This window comes from Cohnella abietis (assembly GCF_004295585.1).
GTDB lineage: Bacteria > Bacillota > Bacilli > Paenibacillales > Paenibacillaceae > Cohnella > Cohnella abietis.
This window is the reverse complement of sequence record NZ_AP019400.1, coordinates 2,393,849-2,409,437: the sequence shown is the minus strand read 5'-3', so window position 1 is coordinate 2,409,437 and position 15,589 is coordinate 2,393,849. Positions and strand designations below refer to the sequence as shown.

Here is a 15,589-nt window from a genome sequence, read left to right as displayed (position 1 = left end):
AAGCTGTCCCTTAACTATGGGCAGCTTCTCTTCTTTAGTCACAGACTATAGCCGATGCTTCTGTGGATGAATTCCGCTATACTTTTTGAAGGCTTTGCTAAAATAATGAGGGTCGTCGTATCCGACCTTCTCCGCAATTTCAAGAATTTTCAAATCGGTCGTTTTGAGCAAATTTTTGGCATGCTCCATGCGAACCTTCGTGATATATTCGGAGATCGTTTCCCCTGTATCCTGTTTAAAGATCATGCTGAGATAGTTGGGAGTTAAATAGATTTCTTGAGAGATTTTGACGACGCTAATGTCCCCGCTATATTTCTGATCTATAATATCTTTAATCTTTCGGATGACTTTAGCACTCTTCTGATTATACTTTTTCGAGAAATATTCGGCGATGATTATAAAAAGATTCGACATGTAGCTTTTGAGGTCCGCAATAGTTTCCTTACTATAGATCGCATCAAGAACGACGGAACGCTCATCCGCGATACTATCCATACTTTCCCCGAGATCCTGAACGGTTCTAGACGCGATACATGCCATTTCGAAGCATACTCCCTGTACGTATTCCACGGTCATGGACCTACCATTACAGAGATGGTCGAATATGCCGTTAATCGTTTCCGTGACCCCTTCCACATCCCCGAGCTTGATATACCCCATTAATCTGTTCTCATTCTCGTATAGCTCGGAGGAAATGATGCTCTCGTTAGGAGTATCGTTCAAGATATCGATATCGCTAATATCCAAGATAGAGTTATGACCCGTATAGAATTTGTACTGCAAAGCGGACCGTGCGTCTTCCAAGGAGGTATGAACCAATGATATCTTGTCAATCGGCCTTCCAATTCCGATAGAAACGGATACTTTCAGGAAGTTTTTCAAGCACAAAGCGATTTCTGCACATATTTCGGTATATTTCCTGTTAGAAAGTGCGCTTTGATGATAGATCTGGACAAATTCATTCTCGCTCATACCGAAGCTTATTCCCGAGTTATAGTTGGTAACTATCTCTTCAATAATATTAGTAACTCCAAAGCTTAGAAGCTGCTTATCCTCCTCAGACAGGTTCTCGATCCTATTATCGTAGTCGTCAATTTGCAGAGAGGATACAAGAAGACTTTCGTCGGACTGAATAGGGATTTGGAAATAATCTAATTTATTTTGAATTGAGGTTGCGTTAACATATACGCCACTAGCCAAGTTTCTCAGAAAATTATTCCGGATAAGTGGAAAATGCTCATGAATCTGTCGCTTAAGATGTGTCATCTCAGACTGTTGCTTTCGTTCAAGCTTGATCCGGTTGACTACTTTTCTAATCACTTCGTTAAGCTCGTCCACAATAACGGGTTTTAGCACGTACCCTTCCGCCTTAATATCAAGCGCGGTTTTGGCATAGTTGAAATCCTGGGCACCGCTGATCAGAACAACTCGGATATCACTCCCCTGCTCCTCCAGCTTCATGGCCACCTCTAGCCCGTCCATTAAGGGCATACGGATATCAGTGAAGAGAATGTCAGGATGAAGCTGCTGGCATAGCTCATAGGCTTCCTGTCCATCCCTGGCTTCAGCGATGACTTCTATTCCGAGATCATTCCAACGCACTATGTTTTTTAGTCCCTGCCTAACAATGGATTCATCATCCGCTATGATCATTGTTAACATATAATCCCTCCATTGTTTTGACCGCGGGAAACCTCACGATGACCGTAATGCCTGCATCTTCATTGCTAGAGAAGCGAATTCCGTACTCGCTCCCGAAATAATGCTTTATTCTTTCATTGACGTTTTTCAAGGCAAATGAGGCCGAATGGCTGCGATTGTCCACGATAGAGTTAAGCTCATCGATATCGGCGCCTGCTCCGTTGTCGCTGACTCGTATTTCGATAATGGAGTCGCTTTTAGAACCCGTTATCACAATCATTCCTTTGCCTCGCACCTGATTGATACCATGCAAAATCGCATTTTCTACGATTGGCTGTAAAATCAGCTTTACAGTCAGATTATCGAGAATGTCGCTAGCAAAATCGATCGAGTAGTCCATTTTCTCCTGAAAACGAATTTTTTGGATAATTAAATAGCTTTCCACTTGTAGCTTTTCTTCCCGTAGAGAAATGATCGTTTCTCCCTTACTCAGGCTATATCTGAAAAAATTGGACAGTGAAGTAACCATGGTGCTTATCCGTGTCGCATTAAGCTCTAATGCCATCCAATTCACGGAATCTAGCGTATTGTAGAGGAAATGAGGGTTGATCTGAGCCTGTAGCGCTTTAAGCTCGGCTTCCTTCTTCATAACCTCACTCACATAGAGCTTATCAATGAGCTCTTTAATATCTCCGACCATCTTCGTGTAGGAATGAAATAAATATGCAAACTCGTCATTCCTTTTGTATTCCAAGGTGATATCAAAATTACCACGTTGTACAACTCTCATAGATTTAACCAGCTTGCGGATCGGATAAGAAATATTTTCCGATAGGAACAGGGCCATCAAAAAGGCAACAATCCCACAAATAATGATGACAGTATAGATGACCTTATTGAAGGAAATCAATTCACCATTTAACTCATTCATAGGGGTTAAAGAAACGAGAGTCCAGTTTAACGGTTCTATTCTTTCAGAGGCTGATAGGATATTATCACGTTTGTTCGGCTCGAACACGGTTCCTAGTAAGGTCTCGTCGGAGCTAATAATAATCGATTTGTTATCGTCTATGATGAAAGCTGAGCTACCAATCGTCGGTTTGGATTGGTCAAGGATGGTATTAAAATATTCGGCTCCGATATCTACGGTAAGCACACCACTGAATTTAATGCTCATATCATCAAGTCCGAATAACCGTTTCGCGATCTTTATCGTTTTGATCTTTACAGAGGAAACGACCACCTCATCCAATCCCACAATCGTATATTCAGCCCTGTTAGGCAGCAGCGTATACCACTTTTCCTTCTCGATCAGACTGAGGTCGGACACCTTATTCGTAAAGCTGTGCAATAGATATTCAGGTCGATTAAAGAGATAGATTCTAGGGAGCAATAAATCTTGCGCATTATTCGTCACAGTATAATTCGAAAGCAGCTTGTCCATATTCGACATCTCGCTAATAATTCCCGTCGTATCGCTTGGGCGTTGTGACGACAGAATATGAATGAGATCACTATTCATATAAATTTCGGAGGAGGTGTTATTAACAGCCTGAAACTTTTGTGTAATGTTGGAAGCAATAATATTTAACTTTTCTTCCAGAGAGGAATTGATTTTATGGGTAATAATATCCTTCGATTTATTATATATCGTCACCGAAATAATCGAGGTTGGCAGCATGATAAGAAAGATGAAATATAGTAGTAGCCTACTTCTTATACTCATTGTAAAAAGAAACTTATTAAAGAATTTTGTCCTCAGTCTTTCAGACGGCATAATGGCTCTCTCCTTTTCCGAGAATAGCGATGGTTTTAAAAGAGAACCCAACTAGAATTTAGCTGAAAAAGAATTATTTAAATCGTTTGCATTTAATATATAATACAATAATAACCAAAACGCAACATGAAATGAATAGGGTCACTAGAGGTGAGAGAATGAAAAATAAACGCAGATGGTTCGTTGTCTTAAGCCTATCGATAACGTTGCTAACCTGTTTAGGCGTTGGATGTAGCAATGACGAGTTGTATAAAGAGGAAGCTACAGTACAGAAAGATGTAGAGACTTCGATGAATTCGCAACCCGCTAAAATCCATATTCAATTCGCCCAATGGTCAGTTCCTTCAACGAAATTCGTAGAAGAAGCGATCAGCAAATTTAATGAGAATAACAAGGAAAATATTCAAATTGATTTACTTAATATCCCTCTTGATAGATACATTGAAACGCTGAACAGACTGAACGCATCCGGAAGTGGTCCTGATGTATATGAGCTCCCAAGAGAGTGGCTAAACAGCTATATCACTAAGGAATGGGTAACCGATCTTTCTCCAATGATAAGCCCTGCGTTTTTATCTTCCTTTCCCGACTGGGCCGTAAACTCCTCTAGGGAGCTCTTAGACAGCCTAGATCACATGTATTCTCTTCCCTCCAATCAACTGACTTACAGGCTAATTTACAATAAGGATTTATTTAGAGAAGCTGGTCTAGATTCCGACTTTCCACCAAGGACTTTCTCCAAGCTGGTGGAAGCAGCTCAAATCATTAGCAATAACGAAATCGGTAGAAGCAAATATGGTATTGCGATGCCCATGGGAGAAGTATGGATGGATTTCGTTCAGCCTATGGAAGCCATAAACGGGTACAGCGGAGTGCATTTTTACGACTATAAGGCAGGAAAGTACGATTTGACCGTATATAAGCCTTGGCTCAAAACCATGAAAGAGCTGAATGATAACGGCGGCGTCTTTCCGGGAATGGAGAACATGAAGAGCAGTCAAGCCATGGCACAATTCGCAGACGGTAACATCGGTATGATGATCGCCTCCAGCTGGCAAGCCTCTCTGCTCTTTGACCAATTCTCTCCGAAGAGCGATTGGGGCGTTGCCCTACCTCCGGCGATAGACAATGCAAGTATAGGCAAAGGCGCAATTAAAATCGATACAGCAGGTTGGAATGTCGTGGGCTCGGGGACAGCTTACCCGAAAGAAGCAGCCAAGGTGTGGGAATTTCTCTACTCTGATGAATACATTGGTCAATTGTTCGCCCATAGCAGCATGATTCCTGTTATTAAAAGACAAGCGAGCGACCTGACCGTTCAAATGGGCACTTCGCATTTTCGACAGTTTCTGCCTAGTCCCAATGATTCCGTCTATCCCGATACACCACTTAGCTTAGAAGAATGGTCGCGCAAAAAAATCTATCAGGAAGCTCTCGTAGGAAATCAAGACGATCCATCGTTGCTCGAGGAAAGCAGCCGTCTGAATACATTGCTTGATATAGCAGTGACTTCAAAGACGGTAAACATTAACCATTATTATTTTCCCAACTTTAATCCTCTAAACCCTATGGGTCTTAAATGAATCCTATCGCGCAGCTCCCGACAGTCTCTTCCGCAACGCGAAATGGCACGATCGTTTAAACGATCGTGCCATTTCGCGTATTGTTGCATAACCTTGTCTCTGTTCTCCCTGCATAAAAAGAGTATAGAATTTTACACTCCCCTATAGATGAGTCCATTTACCCTAACGGGGATAGAAACCATAATAGGAACAGTAAAGCAAAGACAGAGAGAGAAACGGAGTGGCAATCATGCTCAAGCTGAGCGGTCGGAAGAAATCAAATTCCTTATTTCATGAATTGAACAAAAACAAAGCCTTATTTATTATGCTGATCCCTGTACTGACCGTTTTGATAATCAATAATTACCTTCCGATGTTCGGTGTAATATTGGCATTCAAAGACTTTAAGATGAGTTCAGGAAACTTTATCACAAGCTTGTTTTCAAGCGAATGGGTTGGGTTTAAGAATTTCGAATTTTTCCTCAACACCTCCTATGGCTTTAGCGTTACCCGCAACACGATCTTATTCAACGGCCTTTTTATTATCCTAACATTGGTAACCGCTGTTCCGAGCGCCATCATGCTAAACGAGATAAGAAATAGCAAGCTCGCCAAATTTTATCAGACGGCCATGTTTTTACCTCAATTCATGTCGTGGGTCGTCGTTTCTTTCCTTGCTTTCGCATTCTTCAGTATTGACGCCGGTTTTATTAATAAATACATTGTCGAGCCACTAGGGTTTGAAGCGATTGCATGGTACTCGGAACCTAAATACTGGCTCTATATTCTCCCATTGGTCACCATATGGAAAACACTAGGATTTAACACCATTATCTATTTCGCTGGAATATCCAGCATTGATACGGAATTATACGAAGCAGCCGTTATCGATGGAGCCAATAAGTGGAAGCAAGCTATTAATATCACGGTTCCTTTATTAACACCCTTAATGATTATCTTAACTCTATTATCTATTGGAAGAATATTTTTCGCGGACTTCGGCCTATTCTTTCAAGTCACTCAGAATTCAGGCGCACTTTATCCGGTGACCCTTGTCATCGACACCTACGTGTTCAATGCCTTAAGAGTCATGGGCGATCCTAGCATGTCAACCGCAGTAGGACTGTATCAGGCTTTCGTAGGCTTAGTGCTGGTGCTTGGAGCCAATCTCATTGTCAAAAAAATAAACAAAGATCATGTGTTGTTCTAATAATTTGTAAGAGGTGAACTCCTATGGCTTCGATAGCTAAAAAGAAATCGAATATTGAAAATCAAATCTCCACACCGACAAACATTCTCTTTCATATGATCTTTGTTCTTTTCGTAGCCTTGTGTATTGGACCTCTCATTCTAATATTCATGGTATCCATTACGAGCGAGAGCACACTAACTGCGAACGGATACAGCTTTTTTCCGAAAGAATTCAGCTTTCAAGCTTATGAATATATTTTTAGCGACACTGAGCAAATTATTAGATCCTATGGCGTTTCCTTATTCATAACAATTGCTGGAACTCTTCTCAGCGTGTTTATCATCGCTCTGTATGCTTACGTGATTTCAAGAAAGGAATTCAAATATAGAAACTTTTTCTCCTTCTTGGTATTTTTCACAATGCTATTTAATGGCGGACTCGTTCCGACGTTCATGATCTATTCCAATGTCTTAGGCTGGAGCGATACGCTATTTATTCTGATCTTTCCTTTGCTGGTATCGCCAATGTATGTCATTATTATGAAAACATTTTTCACCTCCAGCATCCCCGACTCTCTCGTGGAAGCCGCGAAGATCGACGGCGCAGGAGAATGGCGAATTTTCTTCTCTATTATTCTAAGACTATCGACGCCCGCGCTGGCAACGATTGGCTTATTTAATACTCTTCATTACTGGAATGACTGGTTTACAGCGCTTTTGTACATTACCGACGAAAAATTAATTCCTTTGCAGTTCCTTCTGTATCGGGTTCAATCTACGTTGGAATATTTAATTCAGATATCTTCGCTATCAGGACAGGGAGCAATGACGATGGCTGATCTTCCAGGCCAAAGTGCTAGAATGGCATTATGTATCGTTACAATTGGCCCCATCATTCTAGCTTTCCCTTTCTTTCAGAAGTATTTTGTCAAAGGCTTGACGATAGGCGCAATTAAGGGCTAATCCCATTTAGACGCTGTGTACAGGCTTCTAAACGGTTAGTAAATAAATATTTCAAATTTTGAGGGGGATTACGATGCGCTTTACGAAAAAGGCATTAGTTTGGGCCATGATATCCGTATTTGCATTCAGCATGGTTCTTACGGGATGCGGCTCCAATAACAACAAGACAAGTGCTACTGAAACGAAAGAAACAGCTAGTCAACCAGCAAGTACAACTGAAGCAGCAACTGAAACAGCATCTGAACCTGAGCAAGAGAAGCTTGCGCCTGTTGAATTAAACTGGTATTTGCCAGCAGCTCCACAAAAGGATACTAAGCTAGTTGAAAAAGCACTAAACGATTATTTGAAAGACAAGATCAACGCAACTGTACATCTTAACTTTGTTGATTGGGGAAGCTGGAAGGATAAGTTCCCTGTTCTGCTCGCGTCCGGTTCTAATGTAGATATTATGTTCACCGCAGGCTGGAGCCAATTCCCGCAAAGCGTAGCCAAAGGATATTTCGCGGATATTACCGATTTGCTGCCTAAATATGCTCCTAAAACAGTAGAAAACTTACCTAAGGTTCTTTTTGAAGGCGCCAGAGTTGCAGGAAAAATCTATGCTATCCCGACAAGTAAAGAAATCGCTCATACGAACGGCTTTGCTTATAGCACGGAGCTTGCCAAGCAGTATGGCTTGGAAGACCAATTGAAAGCATTCCAGACTAAAATACCGACACTGGAAGATCTCGAACCTATTTTAGCTACAGTAAAAGCAAAAGACCCTAATGTTTCTCCATTAGGTGGGGTTTATAACATGAACTTTGCTATGACATTCCTTGACTTTGATCCTGTAGGCGATCAAAATATTCCCGGAATGCTGTACAAGAACAAAGATACAGTTGTAGTTAATGAGTACGAAACACCCGAATATAAAGAGATATTCAAAACAATGCACAAGTACTACAAAGCTGGATATGTTCGTAAAGATGCTGCAATCGTAAAAGATGGCGCGCCAGATAGAAAAGGAAAGAAAGTTTTCTTACTAGGCGGAACGACAAAGCCACTTGCTAATGAAGAAGTAGGCGCATCCTACGGCTTCCCGCTTGAACAGTTCTCTATTACAACACCTTTTATCACATCCAATGACACTCAAGGTTCAATGAATGCAGTAGTATCGTCATCCAAAAATCCTGAACGCGCTTTGATGTTCCTTGAGCTAGTAAATACAGATCCTATCGTCAACAATATCCTTAACTACGGCGTAGAAGGTACACATTTTGTGAGAACAGACGTCGATAACGTTATTGATTTCGCACCTGGCTTAACTGGACAAAATTCCGGCTATTTCCCTAATGCTTTCTGGGAGTTCGGAAACCAATTCCTGAATCATTTCACAAAAGGACAAAACACCAAGAAATGGGATTTGTTCAAAGAGTATAACGATTCTGGCGTACCGAGCAAAATCCTTGGCTTTAATTTCGACGCTGAGCCAGTCAAGACAGAAATCGCAGCTGTTGCGAACGTGAGAGACGAGTTGCTGCCTAGCATTGCAACTGGAACAGTGGATCCTGAAGTATTCCTTCCTAAGTTCAACGCACGTATGAAGCAAGCTGGCCTCGACAAGATCATTGCCGAGAAGCAAAAGCAAATCGACGCTTGGTTGTTAACGAAATAAGATGAATTGGAAAGACCTCCATCCACGCTTTATAAGCGGGTTGGAGGTCTTTTTCTTGGAATGGGACTATTTCGTGGAGGGTGTAAGAAATAAGCTCAGACAAGAAGGATTTTCCATTTGCCCCCTCGAATATTATGTATAAAAATGTCGTAGGGTGGCGAATTGATTGAATGACAAAGAAAAGCTTCATTATAGGTACATGATAGCTTTCCTAGTTTGGACAGGATTGCTTTTGTTTTCTTTTTTTTACGGTAAAAACGGTAATGAGGTAGTATCGTACATAGGATTTGCAGGTACTTTAAGTAGTATCATACTGGCTGTTGCTGCATTAATTTATGCATTTTATCAGAATTCTATTTACGGTAGTTCAAATGAAAAACTAGACACTTCTGCAAAAAGAATAGAGAGTGTAACATCCAGTCTTGATAGAACGAATGAACAAGTATCTCTCCGATTAAATGAAACAGTGGCAGAATTGCGAGATAGCTTAGAACAAACAATTAATCATATGAATACGGGATTCAAGCAAATTTCCTCTTCATTGCAAGAGCAACTTGATCAAAATGCAATTATGAACACATCTTTGGAGCAAGTACGTGAAACCGTAATGGAGACTAAATATAACTTATACTTTGCTCTAGGAAATTTCAACAGCGTTAAAACTGAAGAGCTTAGCACTAATGAACTTAATAATTTCATATTGAATTATGTACAATTCCAATCAATACATCAAATAATATTTTTGTATTACTTTATTGAGCTTAAAAAAATAGACAAAGAAGGAAACGTATATAATTTTATTATTTGGGCATTAAACAAAAAAATTGCTATGGATTCTGATGTCTTTCATGAAGAAGATGATTCAGTAAAGACAATGGTCTTGAATAAAAACATAGGATTGTTTTGGGGGTTATATTATCAGACAACATATAGTGGGATATTAGAAATAGAAGGCGATTTATCTAAAACTATAATCAAAAGTATTAATAGCGACCTTGAGCGTGCTGTAATTAATAGGATTGACTTATCCGGAATAATAGATCAAGATTTGCACAGTTCATTAATGGATATGATGCAAAATGAAATTTAATTTTGGGAGAAATTGTAATAATAAGTGGTTACATAGTGATTAAGAAATACACTTCAACTAGACTCGAATAAAACCCTACTGACCATATGTTATTGGGGTTATTTATATTGGGTTTTCTTCCACATATCACCACGACCAGACATTTCATGTAGACTATAGGTAATTATGTGATAGCAAATCCTCCAGCCGATGGAGACAACCTCGAGGTAAATATGAAGAAGAAAATTTTTATCATCTCTACAGTAATGTTGTTGATTCTTGCCTCATTCACTTTAGGTTCTTATGCAGCGACAAAGTACACATTAAAACTCGATGGAAAAGTAGTCAAGACAGATGTTCGTGAGATTAACGGAACTCTTTATGCCCCCATTAAAACAATTACCGATTTTATAGGCGGGCTAGATTACAATTACGACAAAAAAACTGAAACGATAGCCATCACACCTAAAACTGCTCCTAAGTCGAATATCGGCCTAGCCCGCAGCAATCCTGCTCCACTCAAAACAAAGGCAAGCATCTCGATTGATAATATTATCGAAAAATACAGCGCAACTATTTCGGTTGACGAAGCAATTAGAGGTGAAGAAGCTTGGAAGCTAATCCAAGAAGCTAATCAATTTAATTCTGAGGCGGTGAGCGGATTTGAATATCTTCTCGCAAAGATTAGTGTTACCGTCACAAAGACCGCTAAAACGGACGCTCAAATAAGTATCAGCGGTGGATCCTTCACTCTTGTGTCTACTACAGGTAAAGATTACGGTTATGCGGCGTTTGCCGTTTCTCCCGATCCTAAACTTGACTCTAATTTATATACAGGAGCTTCCAACACTGGCTGGGCAGTATTCCAAGTCCAGAAAGATGATTCTGCTCCACTGTTAGCGTTCGGTCGTAAATATGATGGCACGGGCGGCATTTGGTTTAAGGTTAAATAGTATGGAGCCCTTCTGGGCTCTTTTTTATAAAAAAAGCCCGTCAGACGAAGCCAACGGGCCACACATTGTTATGGATTTACTACTACTTCTAGATCAACGGGAAGCACCTTGTCAAAGATTCCTAATTACATAGATACTCTTTGATAATCCCAAACTCTTGGTAATTTGATGCGGCTGTCATTGCATTTTTATTGCATATTGGTAATCAATCAACATAATCCGATCTGTGTACCCGTTATCGTCAAAATATGCTTGTAATACAAAAGTGTTCACTCCAATATCAGAATTAGGGTCTGTCCATGTCGGTGGCACCTCGTCAATAAACTTTTTGTCTTTTGAATCATAAAAATACCCTAAATAAATCCCGTCTTCACCTGAATACTTATTGCCGTATAGCTTTTTAACGTCGCTATTTAGCATTCCAATCTTGGCTCCGCGTGCAGTTCTATAAACCCCTTTTGCATCTTCATCGAAAGAGAGGAAAACAATTTTGTCATCCCGAAACGCTAATTTCACCCCGAAATCATACTCATAACCGAATGGAGACTTTGTCCCTGAGCCCAAAACTTTCTCAGCTTGAGACCGGGAATCCCCGTAACACACCTTTGATTTGTTATTGATCTTAACAATACACATATCTGATGACGAAAAGGTATTTGGCTTGAAACTACTCCCCCCACTACACCCAACTGCAACCGTTATTAGTAGTACAAGTACAGTAAGTCTTAAAAAAGATTTCACCAAGTCCACTCCTTGAAGTTATATTCCAGTAGTTAACATTTTCGCGTTTCGTGTCGATTCTCCTGCTTTATCTACAGTTTAAAATAAAAAGCCCAAGAGCCGAAGCCCCTGGACCATACAATGTTATGGATTCAATGCATCATACTCATCTACATCAAACGTTAAGATCTTATCAAAGATTACATATTCAGTACGAGCCTTAAACGGTCCTTTGTTCCATGTCTTAATAAACTTGTACTTAGCAGGACCCGTACCGGTATCTTTGGCATCGTACCAGGAGATAAAGGCATTAAGCTCAGCTGCGGAAAGGTCATACTCTTTAATCTGACCGCCGGAGATGTAGATCGTCAGTAAGGCTCTGCTGCCGGAAGCAGCTTCTATTTTAGCAGAAGCTTCATTAGATGGACCACTTTGACCATTAGAATTAACAGCGAGTACAACATAATAATAGGTCGTACCGGCCACCGCAGAGGTATCGGAATAAGTTGTGCCTGATACATTACTAGCAATGGCTGTATATGGACCGCCAACCGTAGTACTCCTTTGAACTATATAGCTTGTTGCTCCTGTTACAGTTGACCAATTAAGAACGATGCTTGAATTCTGAGCTATTGCTGTGAGATTTGTAATTTTTCTGGTAATGCAGTTGTGGTATCTATTCCTAAAAGCTCCAACTCTCCAATTGATAATATTAAGAATGGGTCTCCATTCATCGGTCACAGATCAGGAAAGTGGCAAAATTATTAAGGTGAATGTATTCGTACGATTTGAACACGCTGAATCCAGGGCGATCACAAGAATCCTTAGACTATATCGGTTTATGTCCTCTCATCCGCAATATATAACAGCTAAGTTCATGCCTAGGTTTTATCATCGCGACGGTCCTGTTATACCGGTGAATTTCAATGGATACAATAATGAGAGTGAATTGAACACACTCTTCAACTCTCCGTTGTGGATGTGTATTAAAGATGATGTGCCCTACTGGGCCGACTGCAAAGGAAATCATCATAAAGTCAGTAACCCGCTTCGTTGACGATCAGTCTCAACTTGCTCCCAAGTCGTTTTATATGCCACCTTGATTTGAGCTAAAGAAATATCTCTTTAATCTCTAGTCTCTATGGAAGAATAATAGAAAGCGCGGTGTTTCTAATCAATCAGAAGGAATCATTACCAAAAAAGGTAATCGCCCTCCGTGAGCCTTATGAAAATAAAGCCTAACTCAAACAGTCCCAAAAACTAGTTCTGATGATAAGAGCAGCGAGGTCTTCCCTCCTGCTCTTTCTTGTAAAATAGCCCTTTACATAGATACTCATTGAAAACCAGTACTCGTCAAAATCCGCCACTTATTGTAACATTAGGAATAGATTTTATTCCTATAATTGGGGGATTTGGAATGAAGAAAGTTTTAATCACTAGCGCGATGGCCGCTCTACTTCTTTCTGGTTGCTCTCCGGAAAATGAAGTTCTCAAGCCTGCAAGTGGATCAGTACCGACGAGTTCGGCTACTGTGACCGAGGCAACGAATGCACCGGTAGTGGATAAAGAGACGCCAACACCGGCAGCTACTGAGAAGAGTGTGCCTAGAGAATATAGGGCGGCATTAAAAATGGCGGAATCCTACGCAGAGACTATGAATATGTCAAAGGCGGGTATTTACGATCAACTGACCTCTGAATATGGAGAAAATTTTCCTAAAGAAGCCGCTCAATATGCCATAGATAATATCACTATTGATTGGAAAAAAAATGCACAAAGAATGGCTAAATCATATGCGGAAATGAATATGTCAGATGCGGACATTTACGATCAATTGATTTCAGAATATGGAGAAAAATTCACCAAAGAGGAAGCGCAATACGCGATAGATCATTTAGAATAGTATGAACAAAGAAAAGCCCGTCAACCTTAATTGGTCGACGGGCTTTTTCTGAGAACATATGAATGTAAAGTTGCTATACGGAACTGGTGCGAATATGTAAAGTTAAATGACAAAAATCCCGAAAGCCGAAGCCCTCGGGCAAATATTTGATTGTAAAGTTTCGAGGATTTAGGGAATTTGGTTGTAATGATGATTTTAGAGGTAAGGAAACTTTTCCTGAGCTATCGCAAAAGAAAAAGCACCCGAAGGTGCTACAACCATAACCAATCTCTTATTTCTTTTAAACCTCTGTAAGTTTTGGAAAATGTGCTATTTTCTTCGAGATACTTCTCACCTTTTTCGGTAAGTTCCGGTCCAATCTTGTGCAATTGAGGCCTGTCATCATAATGTTCTACGCCAATTAAATACTTTTCTCTCACCAAGAAATTTACAGCATCGTCGAATTCTTTTCCATCGACGCTTAACTCCTCTTCAGAGAGTGGAGTATTGCCATTGGAAATTTCCTTCAAAATAGCATACCTAAGTTTGTCTTTACTAATAGTAACACCTCCCTATATCACCTTTCTACAAAAGGAGGGCATTTCCTTTAATTGGTCTAATAAATGAGAAAGTAATCAAATATTGTAATTTTAGGAGAAAATCTGATAAAAAAAGAACACTAATCATTATCTCCGCCGTATTAGCTGCTTCCTTAGTAACAGCTACCGTTACTGCAGCGGCAAAGATCGAAAACATCAAAGCAACAATTAATTATGCAATCACAACAAAAATCCTCGGTAAGTCTTTTACGCCCAAAGATAATAAAGGAAAAGAAATCAGGCCCATTACGTATAATGGCAAGGTCTATGTCCCGGTAAATGAATTATCCGAGAGCTTGGGATATGTGGCCAGCTTTGACCCTAAAACGAACAAACTTACTATTGGAGCAAAAGATAATAAGGTTGATTTGATAAAAGGAAAGTTGTTCGAAAAAGCTGATGGAGGTAGTCCAACAACCGATCCTGACCTTTTAACTGTAGGTAATGAAACATTCAAATCTGGTTTCTACGTAAAAGTTAACAATAGTTTATTACTTAAATCTATCCTTCTTAATACAAACAAAAACTATCAAAAAATTTCATTCAAAGCTGCCGTAAAAGTTGGAGCCGAACCAATAAAAGTAGTTTTTCAATGATGAATCTGGCTTAGTGTTTAAGGAGTTTCAAATTGATGAGAAAAGTGGAGTGGTGAGCGGAGAAGTAGATATTGGGGCGGTTAAACGTGTTAAACTTTATGTCGGTGCAACTCAATTGTCGACTAATTCTATTTATAATCTTGGTTCTCCTGGCGAAGTAATCATAGCTGATTTATTTGCATACTAAAAAAACTAAAAAGTCGACAAAAACAGAGCAGTGAGGTTACCCCTCCTGCTCATTTTGAACGGAATGATTTAAGGTATGCTATCGTCCATTGCGACACCAATTTGCTAAGTGTTCACAGTTGTTGGAAACCAGATCATACTCACGTTCACCGATCCGACTAAATGCTCTTCGAACAATCTCAGAAGGTTCATGAGTACAAACACTATGTTTCACTTGAATAACAGCTTCTTGAGCGAAAGTATCTATGCTATCTATACGAATGCCTTCTTCACGCAAGTAATGGATTACTTTATTTGAACCCATATAAATGGCATGATGCGAGTAGCCGAGGCGAAAAACATAGATATGGTCCCCAATATTTAGATCCGCTTCTTTCTTGATTATACTGTAACTGAACGGATTGATCGCTTCTTTAACATTTTTGATGTTTGAAGAGAATTTTACTGCAGTATCATTGAAGTTTTCAACTTTTGTTCCAAAATTTGAATTTATGTTGTTTGCAATAACTTCTGATTTCTGTCTGACTTTATGTACAACTTTCTCACCAGTTCTTTTTAGTATTCGTGAGGGTTGATAGACGTCTCTCACGCTTAGGTCACTTTTTCGGACTTTCTCTCCAATCTCCTCGAACAACCCCTTTATGCCTCCGCTTTTTCCAAGTCCGCCATTTTTCAAACTGTTCCAAAAACCCACGATGTCCACTCCTCCTCTTTCACAACAATACATAATATTCCCTTTGATGACAACATACGAAATAACCCCACCAACCATACAGGTTAGTGGGGTTTTATC

Annotated in this window: 15 protein-coding genes; 9 read left to right on the top strand and 6 right to left on the bottom strand. The window is 39.9% G+C overall.

The window, feature by feature from the left end:
* Positions 1-45: 45 nt before the first annotated feature.
* Together KCTCHS21_RS10245 and KCTCHS21_RS10240 are read right to left on the bottom strand one after the other, a co-directional pair.
* Complete coding sequence (locus tag KCTCHS21_RS10245; RefSeq protein WP_130607387.1) at positions 46-1,662, bottom strand: response regulator transcription factor; 1,617 nt, start codon at positions 1,660-1,662, stop codon at positions 46-48.
* Positions 1,637-3,367, bottom strand: a complete 1,731-nt coding sequence (locus KCTCHS21_RS10240; protein ID WP_162309303.1) for a sensor histidine kinase — start codon at positions 3,365-3,367, stop codon at positions 1,637-1,639. Before KCTCHS21_RS10240 ends, KCTCHS21_RS10245 begins: the two co-directional genes overlap by 26 nt.
* 209 nt (positions 3,368-3,576) lie before the next feature.
* On the opposite strand from KCTCHS21_RS10240, the gene KCTCHS21_RS10235 reads away from it, so the two are divergent.
* The 6 genes from KCTCHS21_RS10235 (at position 3,577) to KCTCHS21_RS10210 (ending at position 10,813) form a co-directional block, all read left to right on the top strand.
* The gene (locus tag KCTCHS21_RS10235) at positions 3,577-5,001 is read left to right on the top strand and encodes an ABC transporter substrate-binding protein (protein ID WP_157994008.1); all 1,425 of its coding nucleotides are present in this window, start codon (positions 3,577-3,579) and stop codon (positions 4,999-5,001) included.
* A gap of 229 nt (positions 5,002-5,230) precedes the next feature.
* Complete coding sequence (locus tag KCTCHS21_RS10230; protein ID WP_130607381.1) at positions 5,231-6,190, top strand: ABC transporter permease; 960 nt, start codon at positions 5,231-5,233, stop codon at positions 6,188-6,190.
* 23 nt (positions 6,191-6,213) lie between these two features.
* Positions 6,214-7,134: a carbohydrate ABC transporter permease gene (locus KCTCHS21_RS10225; RefSeq protein ID WP_130607379.1), complete on the top strand. Its 921-nt coding sequence runs from the start codon at positions 6,214-6,216 to the stop codon at positions 7,132-7,134.
* Between the two features lie 73 nt (positions 7,135-7,207).
* Positions 7,208-8,791 carry an ABC transporter substrate-binding protein gene (locus tag KCTCHS21_RS10220; protein WP_130607377.1) on the top strand — a complete coding sequence of 528 codons (1,584 nt, stop codon included), beginning with the start codon at positions 7,208-7,210 and terminating at the stop codon, positions 8,789-8,791.
* Between the two features lie 166 nt (positions 8,792-8,957).
* Complete coding sequence (locus KCTCHS21_RS10215) at positions 8,958-9,881, top strand: hypothetical protein (RefSeq protein WP_130607375.1); 924 nt, start codon at positions 8,958-8,960, stop codon at positions 9,879-9,881.
* Positions 9,882-10,093: 212 nt separating this feature from the next.
* Positions 10,094-10,813: a hypothetical protein gene (locus KCTCHS21_RS10210; protein WP_130607373.1), complete on the top strand. Its 720-nt coding sequence runs from the start codon at positions 10,094-10,096 to the stop codon at positions 10,811-10,813.
* Between the two features lie 177 nt (positions 10,814-10,990).
* Here KCTCHS21_RS10210 and KCTCHS21_RS10205 read toward each other — a convergent pair whose 3' ends face one another.
* Both KCTCHS21_RS10205 and KCTCHS21_RS31110 read right to left on the bottom strand, forming a co-directional pair.
* Positions 10,991-11,554 (bottom strand): hypothetical protein, encoded by a 564-nt coding sequence (locus KCTCHS21_RS10205; RefSeq protein ID WP_130607371.1) that lies wholly within the window; start codon positions 11,552-11,554, stop codon positions 10,991-10,993.
* A 123-nt stretch (positions 11,555-11,677) separates the two neighbouring features.
* Entirely contained in the window at positions 11,678-12,274 is a 597-nt protein-coding gene (locus KCTCHS21_RS31110) for a fibronectin type III domain-containing protein (protein WP_130607369.1), read from the bottom strand.
* A gap of 676 nt (positions 12,275-12,950) precedes the next feature.
* Between KCTCHS21_RS31110 and KCTCHS21_RS32090 the strand changes: the two genes are divergently transcribed.
* Positions 12,951-13,436, top strand: coding sequence for an Ltp family lipoprotein (locus KCTCHS21_RS32090; protein WP_130607367.1), 486 nt, complete (start codon positions 12,951-12,953; stop codon positions 13,434-13,436).
* 251 nt (positions 13,437-13,687) lie between these two features.
* Here KCTCHS21_RS32090 and KCTCHS21_RS10190 read toward each other — a convergent pair whose 3' ends face one another.
* Positions 13,688-13,945, bottom strand: coding sequence for a YjcQ family protein (locus KCTCHS21_RS10190; RefSeq protein WP_232058151.1), 258 nt, complete (start codon positions 13,943-13,945; stop codon positions 13,688-13,690).
* A 44-nt stretch (positions 13,946-13,989) separates the two neighbouring features.
* Between KCTCHS21_RS10190 and KCTCHS21_RS32030 the strand changes: the two genes are divergently transcribed.
* Positions 13,990-14,610, top strand: coding sequence for a stalk domain-containing protein (locus KCTCHS21_RS32030; RefSeq protein ID WP_130607363.1), 621 nt, complete (start codon positions 13,990-13,992; stop codon positions 14,608-14,610).
* 13 nt (positions 14,611-14,623) lie between these two features.
* Positions 14,624-14,797: a hypothetical protein gene (locus tag KCTCHS21_RS30875; protein WP_157994007.1), complete on the top strand. Its 174-nt coding sequence runs from the start codon at positions 14,624-14,626 to the stop codon at positions 14,795-14,797.
* Positions 14,798-14,875: 78 nt separating this feature from the next.
* Here KCTCHS21_RS30875 and KCTCHS21_RS10180 read toward each other — a convergent pair whose 3' ends face one another.
* The gene (locus KCTCHS21_RS10180) at positions 14,876-15,490 is read right to left on the bottom strand and encodes a lecithin retinol acyltransferase family protein (protein WP_157994006.1); all 615 of its coding nucleotides are present in this window, start codon (positions 15,488-15,490) and stop codon (positions 14,876-14,878) included.
* Positions 15,491-15,589 lie beyond the last annotated feature (99 nt).